Raw genomic sequence first — 19,246 nt, 5'->3', positions numbered from 1 at the left:
CCGCGTGCGTCTCGAAGGACGGCTGCAGGCAACTCTCGGTGAGCGCCCTGCGCAGTTCAGGAGTTCCATCATGAGCGACGTGCTGCTGTCGGTCGAGCATCTGGCGGCGACCTATGACCAGGCGATCCGCGCGGTCAGCGACGTGTCGTTTTCCGTTCCGGCCGGCGAGATCGTCGCGGTGCTCGGCGCCAACGGCGCCGGCAAGTCGACCACGCTGCAGGCGGTGTCGGCGCTGCTGCCGGCGCGGCGCGGTCAGATCACCGGCGGACATCTCACTTACGACGGCCGGGACGTGTCCTCGTCATCGGCCGCTCAGCTGGTGCGCGCCGGGCTCGTGCCGGTGCTCGAAGGCCGGCATTGTTTTGCATCGCTGAGCGTCGAGGAGAACCTGATCACCGGTGCGATCGGGCGCGATGCAAGGCGTGGCGAGATCAGCGCCGACCTGGAGCGCATCTATGCGCTGTTTCCGCAGCTCACCCGGCATCGCCGCTCGGTCGCCGGGCTGACTTCGGGCGGCGAGCAGCAGATGACCGCGATCGGCCGCGCATTGATGTCGCGTCCGCGGCTGCTGGTGCTCGATGAGCCCTCAATGGGGCTCGCGCCGCTGGTGGTCGAAGGCATCTTCCGCGCGCTCAAGCGGCTGAATGGCGAGGAGGGGCTCTCGATCCTGGTCGCCGAGCAGAATTCGACCGTGGCGCTGCGGTTCGCCGACCGCGCCATCGTCCTGGAGGGCGGCCGCAGCGTTCTCACAGGCGCCGCGCGTGAGCTGCGGCAGCGCCCCGACATCAAGCATCTCTATCTCGGCGGCGCGGCCGCGCCGCCGGATTCCACCCAGGCCGTGGCCTGACTGACACCAAGAGGAGACCCGCATGGCAACCAGCACTGCCGCACGCAAGATCGAGGAAGGCCCTTACAGTCAACTTGACGCCATCGTCGCCGATGTCATCAAGGCCAACGCGGACCGCAACGACCGCGAGGGCCGCTTTCCCCGCGAGAACCTGTTGGCCCTTGCCGAAGCCGGCTGGACCGGCGTGCTCAATGATCCGCGCTTCGGCGGGCTCGGGCTCGGCCATGTCGACTTTGCGGAAGCCGCTTACCGTATCGGTCAGGCCGACGCCTCGACCGGACTCGTCTATGTCATGCATGTCGGCGCGGCCCAGACCATCAATCTGTTCGGTACCGATGATCAGAAGGAGCGCTGGCTCAAGGCGGACAATGGCCGGCTGCTCGGGACGTACTCGACCAGCGAGCGCGCCACCGGCGGACATTGGTGGTACAATCTGTCCGAGGCCTCGCGCGACGGCGAGGATTACCGGCTCAACGCCGACAAATCGTTCACGACCAGCTCGGGCCAGGCCGACTTCTACGTCGCGCAGACCCGTACCCCCGGCGCCAAGGACCAGGCCGACATCATCTTCTTCATCGTCGATGGCAAGGCCGAGGGAATCCAGTCAAGGCCGTGGGAGGCGCTCGGCGTGCGCGCCAATCATTCCGGCGGCATCAGCTACAAGAACGTGCATGTGCCCAAGCGCGATCGGCTCGGCGCGGAAGGGCAGGGCAAGGAGATCATCTATGACGGCGTATCGCCGGTCTATTTGATCGGCCTCGGCGCGGTCTGGGAGGGGCTGGCGCGCGGCGTGCTCAATGCTGCGGTCGCGCACACGACCGGATTCGTGCACAAGGACCGCAACAAGAGCCTGTCGGATTACCAGGCGATCCGGCAGGAGCTCGGCGCCGCCAAGGTGCTGGTCGAGAGCCTGCGCCCCTGGCGCATCGAGCTCGCGCACAAGCTCGACGAGCTCTGGCGCGCCGGCCGGCCGCAGAGCGAGATCCTGATCCCGCTGACCGAGTTCAAGGTGCATGCGGCCGAGGTGGCCAACAAGGTGGCGTCGTCGGCGCTGACCGTGACCGGCGGCTATGGCTACCATCGCGGGCCGATCGAGCGCGCCTTCCGCGATGCACGCGCGGCGATCGCCATGGGGCCGTCCAACATCATCGCGCGGGAATGGATCGGCAAGGCCCAGGTCGGGCTGCCGCTCGAACTGTTCTATGAGGGCGGCGAGTGACGCTCACGGCTGCTGCGGCGCGGCCGCAGCAGCCGGTCATGATGCGGCTCCACGGAACCGCATCATGATCTTATCTCTTTGTTCGCGGCTGATCTTTTCAGAACGCCGCTTCCGACCTTTCCGGATTGTGCCCTAGCTGGCCAACTCGGCTTCGGCCTCGACCGTGCTGTCCTTGTGCTCGGCGGCCTCGACCGGTGCCGCATTGGCGTCATCGGCGGTTTCGAAATCGTCCTCGGCGATCTCGGGGACTTGATCGACCTAGGCCGTCGCGGTCTCGACCTCTTCGGCGGCAAGCTCGGCGGCCACGATCGCTTCGGCCTCGCTATCACCAGCCTGCGGCAGTGCGAACACGTTCGGTGCGGGTACCGTCGTCGGCAGCGGCGGCTGGCACTTCGGCTTGTACCAGGATGCGAACTTCTGCGAGATGCTGGCCTCGAACTCGGCGAGCGGCTGGCTGTTGCCGTCCTCGTCGGTGATGACGACCTTCCAGCCTTCGGCTTCCATGACCTGCGCGTTCGCCAGCACGATCAGCGCGCTTTCGCGCTGCTTGCGGATCTTGTGGTGCTCCCGCTCCGCGATCATCGTGTACGCCATGATCCTGCTCCCGCGATGCCGGGACGACGGTCCCGGTGCGTCACTACTACGCCGCCAGAGTGTGAGCGCGGCTGGGCCGGATTGCGTTCGGCTAATGACAATTTGGCGGCGCCGCGTGGGTTCCGGACGCTGAAGGGAGTCGCAGATGCAACAGCCGGCAAAATAGTGATGCAGGGACTACAGCGCTTATTGAAGGCGCGTCTCGACCTGTCATGATTTGATTCTGCGGCGGCAACTGCTTCGCGGGCAAGCGCGAGCAGCGGGTGATCAGGGCAAACAGCGGGCAAATCGGGGACATCGATGCGAGCTCATCGGCTCAGGATGCGAAACTTCAATGTGGCAATGGCAGGGCTCGCGCTGGCGATGATGGCAGCTCCGCGCGCGGGCCATGCCTTTACCGAGGACGATCAGCGGCGGCTGTGTACCGGCGACGTCTTCCGCCTCTGTTCGTCGGAAATTCCTGATCGCGACCGCATCATTGCCTGCATGGTCAAGCAGCGCGCCAGCCTCAGCGATGGCTGCCGCAGCGTGTTCGGCCGGCCCACCGAGCGCTCGGCTGCGGCTGCGGTGACACGGTAGGACCTCACCACCATCAACGTCGGCAGAGATGCGCCGCCGGTCGGCAACGCGACCGGCCCCCGCGGCCGTCGCGGCATCACCGGGAGACCGTTGGCGTGGTAGACTGGCACGGATCATCCGGCCAGGAGGTGACCTGCCATGAGCTTCCGTATCCTCGTATTCTATGGCTCGTACCGCGCCGACCGGATGGGGATCCGGCTGGCGCAGTTCGTCGTGGATGGCCTGCGTGACAAGGGGCAGAACGTCGAACTGATCGACGCCAAGGCGGTCGGCCTGCCGATGCTCGACCGCATGTTCAAGGAGTACAAGCCGGGCGACGCTCCGGAGGCCATGGCCGCGCTCGCAGCCAAGATCCGTGCCGCCGACGGTTTCGTGTTCGTGACCGGCGAATATAATTGGGGCATGCAGCCTGGGCTGAAGAACCTGACCGACCATTTTCTCGAGGAATGGTTCTGGCGGCCTGCCACAATCGCGAGCTACTCGGCCGGCCGGCTGTCGGGCGCGCGTGCCGCAACCGCCTGGCACGGCACTTTGTCGGAGATGGGCATGGTGGCGGTGTCGAGCACGCTCGCGGTCGGCCCCATCGCGCAGGCGCTGTCGGCGGAGGGCAAGCCGACCGGCGAGGCCGGCCAATCACTGGCCCGGGCGTTTCCGCGCTTTGCCGACGACCTGTTGTGGTGGGTCGAAGCAGGCCGGGAGCAGCGCGCGCGCAAGGCGCCGCCTTATTGAGTCTGTGCTGATGGATCATGTGCCGGAGCGCGCCGCGCTCCGGCTTTTCGTCGCATTTGTTAGCGCGCCGCGCTGCCCGGCGTGTTGGTGACCGACTGCTGCCGGCGCGGTGCGCTTGCCGCCTGTCCTTGGCCCTGACAAGGCAGCTCGTTCCAGGTTCCATCGGGAGCCTGCTGATAGGCCCGGCATGGGACGGAGGAGGGGGCCTGATCGTCAGGCTTGGGTATCTGGGAATTCTTCGCCAGTGCGGGTGCGGCCGTCGCGACGAGGGCGGCCAGCGAACCGACGAAGATCACGGGGGTGATCCGCATGGGGGTTCTCCTGCTCGAAGCACTGCCGATTCAGAGCCGGATTGTGGAAACATTGAGGCAAATTGCGCTGCCGGTCCCGCCACGCTCAGGATCATCGGCGACGCGGACCTCGCTGTTAACGGTGGTTGTCGAACGCCGGCGCGCCCCGGGGAGTGTGGCAGGATGTGGGCTGGCGCTGCGCCGCGCCCGGCGTTAAGAGCTGCCCAACGCGCGGAAGCGCCCTCATGGTCGCGATGCGGCACTCCGATGGAGCGGCGCATGCGGTCATCGGATGACGTGTTGGCCGAACGGCCGATGTGGTCCCGACAGCTGCCGCGTGGACATTTCCTGGCGGCCTGCTGACAGGCGGGTGGGAGTGGATCGCGCAGGCTGACGACTGTGCGAGTATGACGCGACCTCGATTGCCCTCTCTCATCGCATTGCGTGCCTTCGAGGCGGTGGGCCGCAAGGGCAGCGTGCGCGCCGCCGGCGACGAGCTCGCTGTCAGCCATACCGTCGTCTCGCGCCATCTGCAGAACCTGCAGCGCAGCCTCGGCGTCGCGCTGATCCGCGCGGAAGGCCGCGGCATCGCCCTGACCAATGCCGGCCGCATGCTGCATGCCGAGGTCAGCCAGGCATTCGACATCATTGCCCGCGCCACCACGCAGGTCCGCCCCGCGGCGCGTCCCACCCTGAACATCTGGTGCATTCCCGGCCTCGCCAACCGCCGGCTGCTGCTCAGGCTGCCCGAGCTCACCGGGCCGCCACGCAACTGGGACATCAACCTGCAGCCGACCTTGTCGCACCCCGATCTCGAGCGCGGAGAGGCCGATGCCGAGATCGTCTATGCCGACGTGCCCGCGGCCAAGAGCGGCATGCTGGCCGAGGAACTCGTCCGCCCCCGGGTGTTCCCGGTGGCGAGCCCGGCCTTCCTGGCCCGGTTCCCGGCGCTCACCTCGATCGGCGCACTCGCCAAGGCCTCTCTCATCCACGAAGAGTCCACCGAGCAGTGGGAGCGCTGGTTCAAGCTGGCGGGACTGCACGAGCCCCTCACCTTGCGCGGACAGCGGCTATGGCATGCGCATCTGGCGATCGAGGCGGCGCGCTTCGGCCAGGGCGTCGCCCTCGCCAACGACGTGCTGGTCGCGGATGACGTGCGCAGCGGCGCGCTGGTCGAGGTGCTGCCGTCGGCGGTCCATATGGGCGCCTATCAGCTCGTCGCGCTCCGGGAGCGCTGGGACGAGCCGGCCATCGTCGCGCTGCGCGCCTGGCTCAAGAAGGTGCTGGCGCAATAGCGGTCGCCACTCTGGCGATCGGAGCGACGTTCGACATGCCGACCGGAAAACGCTGCTCGGTGGCGGTCCAAGTGGTGTGTCGTGCAGGTCCATGCCTCGCCTTCGGTGCATAAAAGTCACCTGTCGCGCGGAACAAGCTGATTGTTCCCGAATGCCAGCCCCTTAGCGTGTGGCTCAGCTAGTTTTGCAAGGAGCTGAGCCATGGGCGCGAACGAGGAACTGCTGGCACGACGACACCAGGCCGTCGTCAGGGGCGTGAGCTATGCGACGCCGCTGTTTGCCGACCGGGCGCTCAACAGCGAGGTCTGGGACGTCGAAGGCAAGCGTTACGTCGATTTCGCCGGTGGCATCGCGGTGCTGAACACCGGCCATTGTCATCCGCATGTGGTGGCGGCCATCCGCGCCCAGCTCGACCGTTTCACCCACACCTGCTTCCAGGTGCTGCAATACGAGCCCTATGTGCGGTTGACGGAGCGGCTCAATGCGATCGCGCCGATCTCTGGCCCGGCCAAGTCGATCCTGCTGACGACCGGCGCGGAGGCGACCGAAAACGCCATCAAGATCGCGCGGGCCGCCACCGGCCGCAGCGGCATCATCGCCTTCACCGGCGCCTTTCATGGCCGTACCGCGCTGGCCAATGCCATGACCGGCAAGGTGATGCCCTATAAGAAGCACTTCGGGCCACCTTTGCCCGGAATCTGGCATGCGCCTTTCCCGATCGCCGGCAGCGGCGTCTCGGTCGAGGATACGCTGTCCTATATCAACTTCATCTTCAAAGCCGACATCGACGCCTCGCAGGTCGCTGCGATCATCATCGAGCCGGTGCAGGGCGAGGGTGGCTTCCATCAGGCGCCGCCGGAGCTGATGAGCGGCCTGCGCCGGCTGTGTGACACCCACGGCATCGTGCTGATCGCGGACGAGGTGCAGACCGGCTTCGGCCGGACCGGCAAGATGTTCGCGATGGAGCACTACGACGTGCAGCCGGACGTGATCTGCGTGGCCAAGAGCCTCGCCGGCGGCATGCCGCTGTCGGGCGTGATCGGCCGCGCCGCGATCATGGATGCGGCTGAGCCGGGTGGGCTGGGCGGAACCTATGGCGGCAATCCGCTGGCCTGCGCGGCTGCGCTCGCCGTGCTCGACGTCTTCGAGCAGGACAAGCTGTTGGACCGCGCCAACGCGATCGGTGCCAGGCTCCGCGCCGCCATCAGCAAATTCTCGCGCGCCAATACGCTGGTTCCGATTTCTGAGCCGCGCGGTCCTGGCGCGATGATTGCATTCGATATTCTGAAGCAGCGCGGCAGCCACGAGCCGGATGCGGAGATGACCAAGCGCGTGACCCGCGTGGCGTACGAGAATGGCCTCATCCTGTTGTCTTGCGGCGTGACGGCGAGCACGATCCGAATCCTGGTGCCGCTCACCGCGTCGGACGAGATCGTCGACGAAGGGCTCGCGATCCTGGAGAAGTGTCTGGCCGCCTGATCAGCGGCCAGGGTGAGAGATGAGGCTGGAGGTTGGCGTGACTGAGAGTGTGGCGGCAGTGCCGAATGACGTGATGGAGCGGCTTGCCGCGGCGGTCGATGCCAACTTCGCGAAGCAGGTCGCCTTCCTGCAGCAACTCGTGCAATTTCGCAGCCTGCGCGGCGCGGAAGCGCCGGTGCAGGACTGGCTGGCCGGCGAGTTCGAGACGCGCGGCTACGAGGTCGACCGCTTCAGCCTCGCCGATGTCGACTTGATGCGCCATCCCAAGGCGGCGCCGATGGACAATATCGCGCTCGACGGATCCAAGCAGGTGGTGGCGACGCTCGACGGCGCGGGCAAGGGGCGCAGCCTGATCCTGCAGGGTCATATCGACGTCGTGCCGGAGGGGCCGACCGATCTCTGGAACGATCCGCCTTATGAGGCGATCGTGCGTGACGGCTGGATGATCGGGCGCGGCGCGCAGGACATGAAGGCCGGCGTGTCGGCGATGATCTTCGCCCTCGATGCCATCAAGACCGCCGGCTTCGTGCCGGACGGACGCATTCACCTGGAGACGGTGACCGAGGAGGAGAGCACCGGCAACGGTGCGCTGTCGACCTTGATGCGCGGCTACACCGCCGACGCCTGCCTGATCCCGGAGCCGACCGGTCACACGCTCACGCGGGCCCAAGTCGGCGCCATCTGGTTCCGCCTGCGCGTGCGCGGCACGCCGGTGCACGTCGCTTATGCGGAGACCGGCACCAATGCGATCCTGTCGGCGATGCATCTGATCCGTGCCTTCCAGGATCATACCAAGGAGATCAACGCGCGGTCCAAGTCGAACGCCTGGTTCGCCGCGGTGAAGGATCCGATCAAGTTCAATGTCGGCATCATCAAGGGCGGCGATTGGGCAAGCTCAACGCCGGCCTGGTGCGACCTCGATTGCCGACTCGGCGTGCTGCCCGGCGAGACACCGGCGCAGGCCATGGCGGGGATCGAGCAGTGTCTCGCCGCAGCGCAAGCCGCTGACAGCTTCCTATCGGAGAATCCGGTCGAGCTGGTGTGGAGCGGCTTCCAGGCCGATCCGGCGGTGTGCGAGCCGGGCAGCGCTGCCGAGGCCGCGCTGGCCGAGGTGCATGCGCGCGTCTTCGAGACGCCGTTGGATGTGCGGCTGTCCACGGCCGTCAACGACACGCGCTATTACGCGGTCGACTACGGCATTCCGGCGTTGTGCTACGGACCTTACGGCATCGGCCCGCATGCGTTCGATGAGCGCGTCGATCTCGACAGCGTACGCAAGACGACGCTCTCGATTGCGATGTTTGTCGCGCAATGGTGCGGGCTGCGGACCGCGTGACGACCGCATGATCCGCGTTGCATTTCTGAGCCGTCCCGGCCTCATGGATCCGATGAAGCCGCTGCTTGAGCGCGAATTGCCGGGTGTCGCTGTCGCGTCGTGGCCCGAGCCGGCGGCGCGCGATGCCGACATCGCGGTATGCTGGAAGCCCGAAGCGGGTGCGCTCGCGGCGATGCCGAAGCTGAAGCTGATCCATGCGATCGCCGCCGGCGTCGACAACATCCTGTCGGATCCGACCTTGCCCGATCTCCCGCTGTGCCGGATCGTCGATCCCGGGATCACGTCGGCGATGACGGAATTCGTGCTGTGGGGAGCGCTCTACTTTCATCGCGACTTCGATCGGATGATCTGCAACGCGCGCGATGGGCTGTGGTGTCGCTACGATCAGCGCGCGGCGCGGGATCGCCGAATAGGGATTCTCGGACTGGGCGAGCTCGGGACCGCGGCGGCGGTTCGTCTCGTCGAGCTTGGGTTCGCCGTCAGCGCCTGGTCGCGCTCGCCGAGGCGGCTGGCGGGTGTTCAGACCTATAGCGGGGCGGATGCGCTCGACGCATTCCTGAGCGAGACGGAGATCCTGGTCTCGCTGCTGCCGCTGACGCCCTCAACCGTTGGCCTGCTCAACGCGGAGCGTCTGAGCCGGCTGCCAAGAGGGGCGGCGCTGATCCTGTGCAGCCGCGGTGAGCATCTGGTGCTGGATGATCTGGTGGGCCTGCTTCGCAATGGGCATCTGCGCGGTGCGGTGCTCGACGTGTTCGAGCAGGAACCGTTGCCGGCCGAGCATCCGCTGTGGCGCGAACCCGGTGTGCTGGTGACGCCGCATATGGCGGCGATCGCCTCCTGGGAGGTGATCGCGCAGCAGGTGGCGGACAATGCCAAGCGGCTGCTGCGCGGCGAGCCGCTCCTGAACGTCGTCGATCGCGTGCGGGGCTACTGAGCTGTGCGCGGCTGAGCGCCCCCATGACCTGGCCTATTCGAGCGTCTGCACCGGCGGTGCGACGGGGCCGCGCGGGGCCGGAGGCGCGGCCGCAGCAGTCATCGGCTGTGGTGGCGCGTTGCGCGCTGCCGCGAGCGGCGGCTGCTGAGCGTCGGTCATGGCCGCCTGGCTTTCCCTGACCGGACGCCGAACCTGTTGCGCACGGGCCGCGCGCGACCGGCGGAAGCCCCAGGAGCGCGCGATCGAAGGCCCAGCGGTGTAGCCGACCACGGCGCCGGCGACGGCGCCCACCGGGCCGAACACCACGGCGCCGGAGAGGGCGCCCAGCGCGGCATCGCCGCCGCGATGCTCGTCGGCCCGCGCCGCTGTCAGCGTGACCGATGTCAGCAAGGTGAGTGCAAGCGCCGTTGTGGCCAACATTCTGGTCATGCGATGTCCCTTCGTCTCAGCGCTGCCGAAATGGCGGACAAATGTGGCGAGAAGAATGCGGCTGGGATCCACGATGGCGATCGCCAGACATGCGTGTCATTGGCGCATCGCGCCCTGCGGCTTCAGCTGCGCAGGATCCGGCCGGATGGACGCCGGCTTTTCGAAAGCATCATTCGTCAGGGAAGGGACAAGATCATGGTGCGCAGTTCTGGAGCGCATCCTGTTCTACGTCTATGCAACGCTTCTGGCACCATGCTTGGCGCGCCATTTCGGCCCGGGGCCGCGCATGTAGTGGCGTTCGGGCCGGTAGGGGTCGCCGATCAGCGCGAGCAGAGTCTTCCACCGATCGCGCAGTGCAGCCAGACGACGGGGTCCACGGAACAACATCTGAGCCTCGAACTCAATGCATGCGACCAAGAATGGACGAGAACGGGACGGCGAAGATCTCTTCGTCGAGGTCATCTGCGACATGCAGAACCCAGTCCCGCCAGTCCTCCTCGCTCTCGGCTGAAATCAGTGCGTTCATCACGCGGGTCGCGTGATCGCGGGCCTCAGCAAGATCGAGAACCGCGGTTCCGCGCCGATCGATGAGGATCTCATCGTCATTGGAGCAGTGAAAGAAGACCTGCGTCATGTCTGGCTCCTCAGCCACCATCGCCGAATCTTGCTGAGAGTTAGCAGCGGAGAGCTGCACACGGAATTACGATTGAGCACGTAAGGTAAATTACGGGCGCAGTGTTGCCTTTTGGAACCGCTTCTGCGGTGACCAGAGTCACACAAGGCGGCCTCCGAAGGAACCTTAGGCTCGCATTGCGGTTAATGCGGGATTCCAGTGCGACAGGAGCTCCGCATGATGTCCGAAACTCAGATTCATGCGATCGCCCGGCAGATGCTCGAGATGCACGGTGCGGCCGCGATTGCGCAGGCCGCGCAAAAGGCGCTGTCCTGCGAAAATGGGGGCGATCCCGAAGAGGCGCGCGAGTGGCGCCACATCGCCGATGCGATGAAGATGATGCGCGGCCCGCATCAGAGCTGATAAGGCTTTGCTAACCCTGAGGGGGGGACCGGATCCGGCCAGCGTGTCCGCTGTCGGCGCTGGTCGAGCGCGCGACGCGAGCCATCTCATCCTGGTTTCCGACCCAATTTCCCCGCATGACTCCGCCAACATGATTCGGCCGTCGATTCGCCGCGGCGGCCGAGGCGTCGGCGCGCTTTTCGCCTCAAGATTGTCCAAGGATTGTCGCCATGGTCTTTTTCAAGCGTGAGCTCAGCCCCGTCGAGATCTTCGAGCGCGCCTTGAGGGACAAACAGGCCACGCGACAGAGGCTGACGGAGCGGCTGCGCAGCGCCGAACAGGCGCTGGAAGAAAAGCGCGTGGCCGCCGAGCGGCTCGCAAAGGCCGGTGCGAGCAACGGCCAACTCGATCGCGCCGAGGCCAAGATGCAGTCGGTCGAACTCAAGGCCAAGACATTGCGGGCCGCCGTCGCGGAATGCGACGAGCAGATCATTCTCGCCGAGCGCGGTCTGTCGGAGGCGGTGGCCCAGCGCGACCGCGACCGCGCCGCCAATGAGATCGAGGCGGTGGCCGCCGCAATCGAGCAGGCGGTGCCGCGGTTCGAAATCGGAGCGGCAGCGCTGGTGGATGCCGTCACGCGCGGCCGTGCGGTGTTGAACGAGGCCAGCCGCTTCGCCGCCGATGTCGACGATATCCGGCGCGAGGTGCTCTCGGCCGCCGAGCTGATCTGCTGGGAACTACGCACGGCGGCCTCGCGCACGCGGGCCGGCAACATCAATGTCGCGCTGCTGGCGCCACCGGAGGCCGCGCAGCTGCCGCCGCCGGAGACGGACCGGCAGATGATCTACACACTCAATCCGCTGACATGGCGCGAGGGGGAGGAGGTGAAGCGTGTTGCCGCCTTCACCATGACCGCGCTCCCCAAGGCGCTGTTGCCGTCGGCGCTGGCGCATCAGCATGTCGACTATCTGAATGCGCGTCGCGTGCAGACGCTGATGCATGTCCATGGCAGCGGACAGCAGCAGAGCGAGCCGATGCCGGATGATCCGGCGCTGATTGACCTCGATGCGCTCGGCATGCAGGCCGAGGAAACGCCGCAAGCGGATGTGGCCTGAGTTCGGCAGCTTGCGGCTGGCGTTGGCGGCGGCGCTGCTGCTGATTGGCATCAGCGGGGCGCGCGCCGAAAACCTCGATGCCGGAAAGTCCGCGCCGCGCCTGTTTGCGGACGGTTGCGCCAGCTGCCACCGCTCGGCACGCGGCCTCGCCAAGGGGCGTTTCCGCCTGACGCTCTATCTGTTCCTGCAGAAGCATTACACGACCAGCTCGGACCAGGCGGCGGCGCTGAGTGCCTACCTGCTGTCGGTCGATGAGGCCCCCGGTCACCGGCCCGCGCGCGTCGCCAAGCCTGGCAATCCCGGCCGTCGTGAGGGGCGGCCGCCCCGTCCGCCGTTGCCGGTCGGGGGCCGCTAGCCGCCCGAACGTCCGCAGTTTTCCGGGCAACGCGATCCGGGTATGGCCGACATCTGCAACCTGGGCTATGCTGAACGGGCCAAAACCGGCCAAACGATACGCAAGCGAATACGGATGACACTCACGCCTCCCATCCTGGTGCACGGACCGGCCGAGGCGGGGCGGCAGCGATGATGACCTTACCGGAGCTCGCGGCAGCGGCGCTGGAGCAGTTCCTCAGCTCTTACATGCGTCGCCGTTTCGGATCCTCTCAGACCCAGCTGTCCGAATTCCTTCCGGCTGCGGCCCGAATTGCGCTGGAATGCATCGGCAACAGCGATGCGCTCTATCACAACGTCGAGCACACGCTCCTGGTCACGCTGGCGGGACACGAGATCCTGCGCGGCCGCGCGCTGCACAGCCACATGACGGCCGACGACTACGTTCACGTGATCATGGCATGCCTGCTGCACGACATTGGCTATGTGCGCGGCCTGTTTCGCGAGGACGATGCGGACGGGTTTGTGGTCGATCCGGCGGGCCGCAAGATCTGCCTGCCACGCGGTTCCTCGGATGCCAGCCTGATGGCCTATCATGTCGACCGCTCGAAGCTCTACGTGATCAACCGCATCGAGGGCATGGCGCCGCTCGACAAGGATCGCATCGCCCGCGCCATCGAAGGCACGCGCTTTCCGCCACTCGCCGGCCAGCAATTCGACGAGGAGCAGTCGATCGTCCGCGCCGCCGATCTCATCGGGCAGCTCGGCGATCCGAACTACATCCGCAAGGCCAATGCGCTGTACCACGAGTTCGAGGAGGTCGGCATCAACCGCCAGCTCGGCTATGATTCGCCGGCCGACATCGTCCATCGCTACCCGCAGTTCTATTGGAACAGCGTCGCGCCGCACATCCAGACCGAAATCCGCTATCTCAACATGACGTCCACTGGCCGGCAGTGGATCGCCAATCTCTATGCCAATGTGTTTCGCGCCGAGCGCGACATCTCGCTGTCGGGGCCACAGACCTGAGCAGGCGTCGCGGCTAGCGCCGGCCGCCGACCTCGTCGATATGGCCGAGCAGGTCGGCCGGATCTTCATAAACGCGAATGGCTCCGGACTGGCGCAGCTCTTCAGAGCCATAACCGCCGCTCAACAGGCCGACGCCGAGCGCGCGGCAGCGCGTCGCTGCCAGCATGTCCCAGATACTGTCGCCGACGACGATTGTGCGCTCGATCGGCACATCAAGACGGGCAGCCGCGGCGAGGAACAGGTCGGGGTCGGGTTTGGCGTAGCGGACCTCGTCGCGCGTCACCACCGGGCTCGCCTTGGGGTCGACGCCGAGCGCTGCGAGGTTGACGGCGGCGGTTTCCATGCGTCCGCTGGTGGCGATCGCCCAGGGGATGCCCGCATCGGTCAGGAAGCCGAGCAGCTCGCGCGCGCCGGGCAGGGGACGCACCTGCCGTCCCAGCGCTTGATAGGCAGCCGCGTGCGCGCGCCGGAGGCGCTCGATCCGCTCCGGTTCCATTGCAAAGCCGGTCTCGCGCAGCAGCTGGTTGGTGAACAGACCACCGCTCATGCCGATCTTGCGGTGGATGCGCCAGACCGAGAGTTCGATGTTCTCGGCATCGAGCGCGCTCTTCCAGGCCAGCACATGCTGATAGACGCTATCGACGAGCGTGCCGTCGAGGTCGAAGAGAAAGCCGGTTTCAATGTGCATGGGTCGACCTCCGCGCCGGGCTGATGCAAGCGTCACGATTGCAACGCCAAGCGCTGGCGGCCATTCGGGTTCCAGCCCGGTCTCATTCAGCGTACGCGCCCGGCCCAGAGGGCCGGAGACGCGCCGCGTGTCCTCTCGTCGGCATTGGTCGCCGTCAATCAGCCCTTGGTGCGGATGAAGCCGGCCAGGGTCTTCTTGTGCTCCTCGCACCAATTCGTCATGCCCAGGCGGCGCTGATCCATGTCGATGGCCTGTGTGGCGATGGCCACCTCGGCCATCACGTCGTCATCCTGCTTCTGGCCCATCTTACCGCCGGTATGCATATAGGCGATGGCGTTGCGGACCTTTTCGGTCGTCCCATCGGGCATGTGCATCTCCTGCGCCTTCTGGACCAGGTCCTGATAGACGACGTCAATGCCCGGGCATTCGATCTTGGTTGCAAACGCTTCCAGCACCATCATGGTGTACATTTGGCGCGGCTCGGCGCTCGCTGACGCCGCGCCCATCAACAGCGCCGCAATGGCCAAGGTGTAACGCAGACCGTGTCGCATCGTCTCGGATCCTCCCGTTTGTTTCCCGGGAGGCTAGCGGCTGGGCGCGGCGGCGGCAATGACGAGCGCAGTGCAGCATTCGCGATTTGATCTCGCGATTCGGCCGCGGCCGGCGCCGCCCTGCTATTTGCCGAGGCGGCGCTCCTGCTCCTTGAGCAGCAATTCCAGCTCGTCGCTCTGTTGCGCCAGGCGCTCCGCGTTGCGCTCCTCGTCCGCGGCCCCTGAGCGCGCTGCCGCCTGCTCGGTGATCTGGCGGATGTTGTCGCGCAGGATCGCGATGCGATCTGCGAGTTCAGACGTGGACAGGATGGTCGGATCGGTCAGGCTCATGAATCCCTCGCCAATGGTGCTTGTGCGTCGCTTGCTGGCTTCGGATCGCACATTCCCGCGCCTCTCAGCGCGGTTCCATAGCTCGGAAAGCGCCAGCGCGACAAGCCTGACGAGATGTCAGCCGGTCATTCCACTTTTGAGACGCGGCTTAAGTTCCATCAGCGGACCGGCATAGGCGGACGCACCACCGGCTGATCGGGATCGGTCGCCCCCTGCGGCGGCGGTGCCGATTGCAGGGCCATCGGCGCGGGCGGCGGGGGGACCGCAGCGGTCGTGGGGCGCGGACGGTGCGGAACGGCAGCGGCGCCTGGCGGCGGCGTCACGGCGGCCGTGGCGGGCCGCGGTGCGGGCCGGGGCCGCAGCGTCTGCTCGATGGCGCGCGGGTCGAACGCCCGCGCTTCCGCGGTCCGCTCGGTCGGCTTGGCCTCGGCCGCGCGCGCCACGTCCCGCGCCACCTGGTCCTGGCCGGCCTTCAGCTGCGCGATGCCGGCCTTGAGCTCGTTGACCTGCTGGCTGAGAGCGGCGATGTCGCGGGCCATCGATTGGAGCATCTGAACCTGCTCCGATGTGACCGTCGCGGCGGCGGCATTCGCCGCCGGCTCCTGCGCCTGCGGCGCAGCACTGGCCGTCGCCGTCGTGGTCTCGTGCGACAGCGGTGCGGCCGCAGGAGCCGACCCGTCACGGTCTGCATTCGACATCAGCGAGATGCGCGGCATCCAGTGTGCAACCAGCTCCTGGGCCTGATCTCCATAGGTCTGCCACGCGGCCGCGGCCACGGCGCTGCAGACGCCAAACAGCACCACAAGGACAGTGCGCACCAGCCAGGTTCCAACGCTGCTCCGGCTGCCGGACGACGCGGCCTCTGGCGCGGCCGGCCGCGATTCGGGATCGATCTTGGGCGGCGAAATCTCTGCGGCTCGCGGCGGCGGCCGGCGGTCCGGCTCTGCGGTGACACGATCTGCGCGCGCTGCCAGTACGATCTCAGGGTCGATCACAGCATGGGGCTGCGCATCGCCGTCTTTCGTGGTCGTCGTTGCAAGCATTGACGCTCCGTCCTCCGTTATCGTCCGCTCCGACGGCGGGGCTCAGCTCCATGCCTTTGTGAGGCGACGCGCGACCGCGCAGGCCGCATCCAGCATGGAACTTGAAAACCGGTTATCATCGTACTCATGCACCGCGTACTCCTGCATCGTGCATGCGCACGGCAGTCACGCATCACCCAGAGTAGGACCCGGCACGAGATTCGAGCCAAAAAACTGGGCTCAAGACCCCGGCTGGCACTTGCGCCGCGCGCTCGGAACGCGCCATTGCGTTCCCTCATTCCCGCGGTCGGCGAGTTCCGATATCTTATCGCACGTTCCCAATCTATCCGCCCAAACCAAGGCGAAGGCATGACGCTTGCGGGACCCGCGGGACTATCCCTGCGGCCGCCCCTGCAGCTTACTCCCAATGAGCGCCCAAGGCTATCCGGATGGTATTTCCGGCCGTTGAAGATCGTTCTGGCCGGCCATTCCTGCCCCGCTATCTGCATCGGACGTCAACGCTTGAGGATGTCCCGCGCCGGCAGCCGGATCTCGCAACGCAGGCCGCTCGGCTCGAATCGCCTGGTCACGCGAGCCCCGACGTCATAGGGCAGCATCTGTTCGAGCAGGACCGTTCCAAAGCCCTGGCGATGCGCGGCGATCGGGTGACCCGACATGCCGGTCTCGCTCCAGTCCAGCACGATCCAGCCGCTGTCCTCGCTGCCGTCGAGCCGCCATCCGATGCTGATGAAGCCGCGCGGCCTGGTCAGGGCGCCGAATTTCAGCGCGTTGGTCACGAGCTCATGCACGGCAAGGCCGATGCTTTCGGCAGCCTTGGCCCTGATTCGCAAGGGCGGGCCGGCCAGCGAAAACTGCTCGTCTTCACGCGCTGCGCCGGCGCGCAGCTCGTCGGCGATCAGTTGAGCGAGGTCGAAACCTGCAAACGGATCGCGGGTGATGGCGCTCTGAACGCGCGAGAGCGCCGTGATGCGGCCCTCGAGATGGCTGGCAAAATCCTCGATGCTGTCGCTGCTGTCGCCGGTGCGCCGGATGATCGAGCGGATCACCGCCAGCGTGTTGCGAACCCGATGCTGCAGCTCGGCCAGCAGCAATTTCTGGTGCTCGGTCGCTGACACGAGCGCGGTGATGTCCTGGCTAATGCCGCCGATTCGCTGCACCCGCCCGGTCTCGTCGATCATCGGAAAGCTGCGGATGCGGAGCCAGCGCAGGCTGCCATCGCTGCGCCTGATGATGCGAAAATCGAAGCTGTCGCGCTCGCCCTGGCGGGCGCGGGCGAGCCCCTCGAGGACGCGCGGTCGGTCCTCCGGCAGCATCAGCTCGGTCCACGCCGCGAGATGGTCGCCTTGCAGCACGGCTTCGCGCGGCAGGCCATACATCGTCTCGAACGCGGGACTGAGATATTCCCAGCGCATGGTCGCGGCATCGCGGATCCACACCACATCGGACGACGCCGCGCCGAACTGGCGGAAGCGCGCCTCGCTCTCGCGCAGCGCGGCCTCGGTGCGCTTGCGATCGTCGATATTCATCGCCAACTCGACCAGGGTACCGTCGCCGAGGTCGCGGCCCGCGAACATCATCCAGGTGCGTTCGCCGTTCTTGCGGAAATATTCCTTCTCGTAGGGACCGATCCGGCCGGTCCGCTGCAGAAGATCGATCTGGGTCGCGGAGCTGTCCTGCCATTCCGGTGGCGTCATGCTCTGCCAGGTCAGCCGTCCGCCGCGCACCTCCTCGCGCGAATAGCCGGTCATGGCGAGAAAGGCGTCATTGGCGTCGATCAGCCTGCCCTCGGCATGATCGAAGAACAGCACGCCGACCGAGTCGATCTCCTGCAGCCGCTGCAGCCGGTGCGCGCTGGAGACGATGTGCTCCGCCGGCCCGTGCTGCTCAGCCAGGTCCGGATCACGACCCTGTCTTGCGTCGGCGCAGCTCAGCTGCGTGGCCAGATCGGGATCGGATTGCATCAAGCTCAGCACGTCCGGGTCCAGCGCGATGTCGGGGTGGGCGTCGGCCCAGAAATGTGCCATGCGCAGATAGGTGAGAAAGGCGGCAAGCAGTTCCAGCCTGCGATCGCCCAGCGCCTGTCCGAGCGCGAGCCGCGCCCGCCCGGCCAGTTCGGTCTGCAGCAACAGCGCCCCGGCGGCATCGAAGAGATCAGCCTCTGCCGCGCTGAAGGGGGCCGGAAGCTCCGGCAGCTCGCGCACCGTCCCCATCCGCTCCAGCGCGGCTGCGACGCGACCCGAATCTACAATGGGACGCATGAGCAACTGGCGGGCGCGGTCGACCGTCTCCGGCCGGACCGTGGGATCGCCGCCGGGATGACCCAGCCCGACCAGAAAGCCGAAATGGCGGGCCACGCAATAGCGGGCGCAGCCGAGGCGCGACAGGTGGACGGCGAGACGTTCCTTGAACAGCGCAGGCAATGGCGCATCGAGATAGGCGCTCTTCGCGAATTGCCACAGCGTGCGGGCGGTCTCCGGCGCCGATGGCCGGGGACGGAATAAATTGGGCATCAGGCCAAGGCGCTGGACCACCTCCTGTTCAAACGCCAAGTCACCGTCACGCTGCTCAACCATTGCCGCTTCCCCGGCCGTGCGCCCGAGTTGGCCAGCATAGCGCAATCCGCGCGCGCGACCACAGACGGCGCCTCACTCATTGGCGTCGAGCTGACGTCCTTCGCGGTCCAAATGCAAGTAATTGGCATTGAACAGGCCGGCGCTCATCAGGCGCTCGAGATCCGGCAATACCAGCATCTTGCCCTTGAGCACGATCAGATTGTTGGCACGCAGCTCCTGGAGCGTTCGATTGACATGGACCTTCGAGAGCCCGGTGGCTTCGGCGAGATCGGCCTGGGTCAGAGGGAAGCTGCAGCTGTTGTCCTCGGCGAGGCCAGCGAGCCGCAGCCGGAAGAACAGTTCACACAGCAGATGCGCCATGCGCTCCGACGCGGTCCGCTGTCCGAGGTTCATGGTCCATTCGCGTTGGATCGCCGCGTTGACAAGGGTCTCCCACCAGAAGGCGGTCGCGACGCGCGGATACCCCGTGCTGATCTCGTCGAAGAACTCGCGCGACAGGTCGGCGATCGAGACCGGGGTGATGGTGCCGATCGAATGGTCCATCTCGCGCAGAATGAAGATGTTGAGGTCGCAGATGTCGCCCGGCAGGAAGAACGAAACGATCTGGCGGCGACCGTCCTCGAGCTGCTTGTAGCGGCAGGCCCAGCCGTTCAGGATCAGGTGGACGTCCTTCGGTTTCTCGCCTTCTCGCGCAATGTCCGTGCGCGGCGCAAACGTCCTGACACGCTGCGCGGCCGCGCGATTGAGCATCAGGCGGTCCGCTGCAGAGAGGCGGACGAAATTCTCAAGTTTGCGAACCAAGTGGCTCAATATCGGTTCCCCCGTGTCGCCAATAGGG

Annotated in this window: 22 protein-coding genes; 12 read left to right on the top strand and 10 right to left on the bottom strand. The window is 66.5% G+C overall.

The features are described from left to right. The first annotated feature begins 70 nt into the window (after positions 1-70). Together BBTA_RS20080 and BBTA_RS20075 are read left to right on the top strand one after the other, a co-directional pair. The gene (locus tag BBTA_RS20080) at positions 71-847 is read left to right on the top strand and encodes an ABC transporter ATP-binding protein (protein ID WP_012044343.1); all 777 of its coding nucleotides are present in this window, start codon (positions 71-73) and stop codon (positions 845-847) included. A gap of 22 nt (positions 848-869) precedes the next feature. Continuing rightward, a complete protein-coding gene (locus BBTA_RS20075; protein ID WP_012044342.1) occupies positions 870-2,066 on the top strand; it encodes an acyl-CoA dehydrogenase family protein in 1,197 nt (398 codons plus the stop codon). A 258-nt stretch (positions 2,067-2,324) separates the two neighbouring features. Here the strand turns inward: BBTA_RS20075 and BBTA_RS20070 are convergent, their stop codons facing one another. Beyond that, the gene (locus BBTA_RS20070) at positions 2,325-2,660 is read right to left on the bottom strand and encodes a hypothetical protein (RefSeq protein ID WP_012044341.1); all 336 of its coding nucleotides are present in this window, start codon (positions 2,658-2,660) and stop codon (positions 2,325-2,327) included. Between the two features lie 342 nt (positions 2,661-3,002). Between BBTA_RS20070 and BBTA_RS20065 the strand changes: the two genes are divergently transcribed. Together BBTA_RS20065 and BBTA_RS20060 are read left to right on the top strand one after the other, a co-directional pair. Continuing rightward, a complete protein-coding gene (locus BBTA_RS20065; protein ID WP_012044340.1) occupies positions 3,003-3,239 on the top strand; it encodes a hypothetical protein in 237 nt (78 codons plus the stop codon). Positions 3,240-3,377: 138 nt separating this feature from the next. Continuing rightward, entirely contained in the window at positions 3,378-3,968 is a 591-nt protein-coding gene (locus BBTA_RS20060) for an NADPH-dependent FMN reductase (RefSeq protein ID WP_012044339.1), read from the top strand. A gap of 59 nt (positions 3,969-4,027) precedes the next feature. Here the strand turns inward: BBTA_RS20060 and BBTA_RS20055 are convergent, their stop codons facing one another. After that, on the bottom strand, positions 4,028-4,279 hold the full coding sequence (locus BBTA_RS20055) for a hypothetical protein (protein ID WP_012044338.1): 252 nt from the start codon (positions 4,277-4,279) through the stop codon (positions 4,028-4,030). 386 nt (positions 4,280-4,665) lie between these two features. Between BBTA_RS20055 and BBTA_RS20050 the strand changes: the two genes are divergently transcribed. The 4 genes from BBTA_RS20050 to BBTA_RS20035 all read left to right on the top strand — a co-directional run bounded on the left by BBTA_RS20050 (position 4,666) and on the right by BBTA_RS20035 (position 9,302). Then, positions 4,666-5,553 (top strand): LysR substrate-binding domain-containing protein, encoded by an 888-nt coding sequence (locus tag BBTA_RS20050; protein WP_012044337.1) that lies wholly within the window; start codon positions 4,666-4,668, stop codon positions 5,551-5,553. A 201-nt stretch (positions 5,554-5,754) separates the two neighbouring features. After that, positions 5,755-7,032 (top strand): 4-aminobutyrate--2-oxoglutarate transaminase, encoded by a 1,278-nt coding sequence (gene gabT / locus BBTA_RS20045; RefSeq protein ID WP_012044336.1) that lies wholly within the window; start codon positions 5,755-5,757, stop codon positions 7,030-7,032. A gap of 37 nt (positions 7,033-7,069) precedes the next feature. After that, the gene (locus tag BBTA_RS20040; RefSeq protein ID WP_012044335.1) at positions 7,070-8,368 is read left to right on the top strand and encodes an ArgE/DapE family deacylase; all 1,299 of its coding nucleotides are present in this window, start codon (positions 7,070-7,072) and stop codon (positions 8,366-8,368) included. 7 nt (positions 8,369-8,375) lie between these two features. After that, positions 8,376-9,302: a glyoxylate/hydroxypyruvate reductase A gene (locus BBTA_RS20035; protein WP_012044334.1), complete on the top strand. Its 927-nt coding sequence runs from the start codon at positions 8,376-8,378 to the stop codon at positions 9,300-9,302. Between the two features lie 33 nt (positions 9,303-9,335). Here BBTA_RS20035 and BBTA_RS20030 read toward each other — a convergent pair whose 3' ends face one another. After that, positions 9,336-9,731: a hypothetical protein gene (locus BBTA_RS20030; protein ID WP_012044333.1), complete on the bottom strand. Its 396-nt coding sequence runs from the start codon at positions 9,729-9,731 to the stop codon at positions 9,336-9,338. 400 nt (positions 9,732-10,131) lie between these two features. Continuing rightward, complete coding sequence (locus BBTA_RS20025; protein ID WP_012044331.1) at positions 10,132-10,365, bottom strand: hypothetical protein; 234 nt, start codon at positions 10,363-10,365, stop codon at positions 10,132-10,134. Between the two features lie 219 nt (positions 10,366-10,584). Here BBTA_RS20025 and BBTA_RS20020 point away from each other — a divergent pair, with 219 nt between their 5' ends. From BBTA_RS20020 to BBTA_RS20005, 4 genes are all read left to right on the top strand, one after another. Beyond that, positions 10,585-10,767, top strand: coding sequence for a hypothetical protein (locus BBTA_RS20020; RefSeq protein ID WP_012044330.1), 183 nt, complete (start codon positions 10,585-10,587; stop codon positions 10,765-10,767). 209 nt (positions 10,768-10,976) lie between these two features. After that, complete coding sequence (locus BBTA_RS20015; RefSeq protein WP_012044328.1) at positions 10,977-11,861, top strand: hypothetical protein; 885 nt, start codon at positions 10,977-10,979, stop codon at positions 11,859-11,861. After that, positions 11,851-12,216 (top strand): hypothetical protein, encoded by a 366-nt coding sequence (locus tag BBTA_RS20010; RefSeq protein ID WP_049795391.1) that lies wholly within the window; start codon positions 11,851-11,853, stop codon positions 12,214-12,216. Before BBTA_RS20015 ends, BBTA_RS20010 begins: the two co-directional genes overlap by 11 nt. 170 nt (positions 12,217-12,386) lie before the next feature. Further along, a complete protein-coding gene (locus BBTA_RS20005) occupies positions 12,387-13,223 on the top strand; it encodes an HD domain-containing protein (RefSeq protein ID WP_012044326.1) in 837 nt (278 codons plus the stop codon). Positions 13,224-13,236: 13 nt separating this feature from the next. Here the strand turns inward: BBTA_RS20005 and BBTA_RS20000 are convergent, their stop codons facing one another. From BBTA_RS20000 to BBTA_RS19975, 6 genes are all read right to left on the bottom strand, one after another. Further along, positions 13,237-13,911, bottom strand: coding sequence for an HAD family hydrolase (locus BBTA_RS20000; RefSeq protein WP_012044325.1), 675 nt, complete (start codon positions 13,909-13,911; stop codon positions 13,237-13,239). 158 nt (positions 13,912-14,069) lie between these two features. After that, positions 14,070-14,462, bottom strand: a complete 393-nt coding sequence (locus tag BBTA_RS19995; RefSeq protein WP_012044324.1) for a hypothetical protein — start codon at positions 14,460-14,462, stop codon at positions 14,070-14,072. 123 nt (positions 14,463-14,585) lie between these two features. Beyond that, complete coding sequence (locus tag BBTA_RS19990; RefSeq protein WP_012044323.1) at positions 14,586-14,792, bottom strand: hypothetical protein; 207 nt, start codon at positions 14,790-14,792, stop codon at positions 14,586-14,588. 158 nt (positions 14,793-14,950) lie between these two features. Next, positions 14,951-15,835 carry a hypothetical protein gene (locus tag BBTA_RS19985; protein ID WP_012044322.1) on the bottom strand — a complete coding sequence of 295 codons (885 nt, stop codon included), beginning with the start codon at positions 15,833-15,835 and terminating at the stop codon, positions 14,951-14,953. A 494-nt stretch (positions 15,836-16,329) separates the two neighbouring features. Then, a complete protein-coding gene (locus tag BBTA_RS19980; RefSeq protein WP_012044321.1) occupies positions 16,330-18,408 on the bottom strand; it encodes a PAS domain S-box protein in 2,079 nt (692 codons plus the stop codon). A gap of 72 nt (positions 18,409-18,480) precedes the next feature. Continuing rightward, on the bottom strand, positions 18,481-19,158 hold the full coding sequence (locus BBTA_RS19975) for a Crp/Fnr family transcriptional regulator (protein ID WP_012044320.1): 678 nt from the start codon (positions 19,156-19,158) through the stop codon (positions 18,481-18,483). Between the last annotated feature and the right edge of the window lie 88 nt (positions 19,159-19,246).

This window comes from Bradyrhizobium sp. BTAi1, from assembly GCF_000015165.1.
Lineage (GTDB): Bacteria > Pseudomonadota > Alphaproteobacteria > Rhizobiales > Xanthobacteraceae > Bradyrhizobium > Bradyrhizobium denitrificans.
This window is presented reverse-complemented; position numbering and strand designations above follow the sequence as displayed.

Bases quoted from the DNA above. Each gene is read 5' to 3' on its own strand.
- BBTA_RS20035 (WP_012044334.1), top strand. From the start codon at position 8,376: ATGATCCGCGTTGCATTTCTGAGCCGTCCCGGCCTCATGGATCCGATG.
- BBTA_RS19980 (WP_012044321.1), bottom strand. From the start codon at position 18,408: ATGGTTGAGCAGCGTGACGGTGACTTGGCGTTTGAACAGGAGGTGGTC.
- BBTA_RS20080 (WP_012044343.1), top strand. From the start codon at position 71: ATGAGCGACGTGCTGCTGTCGGTCGAGCATCTGGCGGCGACCTATGAC.
- BBTA_RS20060 (WP_012044339.1), top strand. From the start codon at position 3,378: ATGAGCTTCCGTATCCTCGTATTCTATGGCTCGTACCGCGCCGACCGG.
- BBTA_RS19975 (WP_012044320.1), bottom strand. From the start codon at position 19,158: ATGCTCAATCGCGCGGCCGCGCAGCGTGTCAGGACGTTTGCGCCGCGC.
- BBTA_RS20030 (WP_012044333.1), bottom strand. From the start codon at position 9,731: ATGACCAGAATGTTGGCCACAACGGCGCTTGCACTCACCTTGCTGACA.
- BBTA_RS20050 (WP_012044337.1), top strand. From the start codon at position 4,666: ATGACGCGACCTCGATTGCCCTCTCTCATCGCATTGCGTGCCTTCGAG.
- BBTA_RS19985 (WP_012044322.1), bottom strand. From the start codon at position 15,835: ATGCTTGCAACGACGACCACGAAAGACGGCGATGCGCAGCCCCATGCT.
- BBTA_RS20075 (WP_012044342.1), top strand. From the start codon at position 870: ATGGCAACCAGCACTGCCGCACGCAAGATCGAGGAAGGCCCTTACAGT.
- BBTA_RS20015 (WP_012044328.1), top strand. From the start codon at position 10,977: ATGGTCTTTTTCAAGCGTGAGCTCAGCCCCGTCGAGATCTTCGAGCGC.
- BBTA_RS20065 (WP_012044340.1), top strand. From the start codon at position 3,003: ATGGCAGGGCTCGCGCTGGCGATGATGGCAGCTCCGCGCGCGGGCCAT.
- BBTA_RS20055 (WP_012044338.1), bottom strand. From the start codon at position 4,279: ATGCGGATCACCCCCGTGATCTTCGTCGGTTCGCTGGCCGCCCTCGTC.
- gabT (WP_012044336.1), top strand. From the start codon at position 5,755: ATGGGCGCGAACGAGGAACTGCTGGCACGACGACACCAGGCCGTCGTC.
- BBTA_RS20005 (WP_012044326.1), top strand. From the start codon at position 12,387: ATGATGACCTTACCGGAGCTCGCGGCAGCGGCGCTGGAGCAGTTCCTC.
- BBTA_RS20020 (WP_012044330.1), top strand. From the start codon at position 10,585: ATGTCCGAAACTCAGATTCATGCGATCGCCCGGCAGATGCTCGAGATG.
- BBTA_RS20070 (WP_012044341.1), bottom strand. From the start codon at position 2,660: ATGGCGTACACGATGATCGCGGAGCGGGAGCACCACAAGATCCGCAAG.
- BBTA_RS20025 (WP_012044331.1), bottom strand. From the start codon at position 10,365: ATGACGCAGGTCTTCTTTCACTGCTCCAATGACGATGAGATCCTCATC.
- BBTA_RS20000 (WP_012044325.1), bottom strand. From the start codon at position 13,911: ATGCACATTGAAACCGGCTTTCTCTTCGACCTCGACGGCACGCTCGTC.
- BBTA_RS19990 (WP_012044323.1), bottom strand. From the start codon at position 14,792: ATGAGCCTGACCGATCCGACCATCCTGTCCACGTCTGAACTCGCAGAT.
- BBTA_RS19995 (WP_012044324.1), bottom strand. From the start codon at position 14,462: ATGCGACACGGTCTGCGTTACACCTTGGCCATTGCGGCGCTGTTGATG.
- BBTA_RS20010 (WP_049795391.1), top strand. From the start codon at position 11,851: ATGTGGCCTGAGTTCGGCAGCTTGCGGCTGGCGTTGGCGGCGGCGCTG.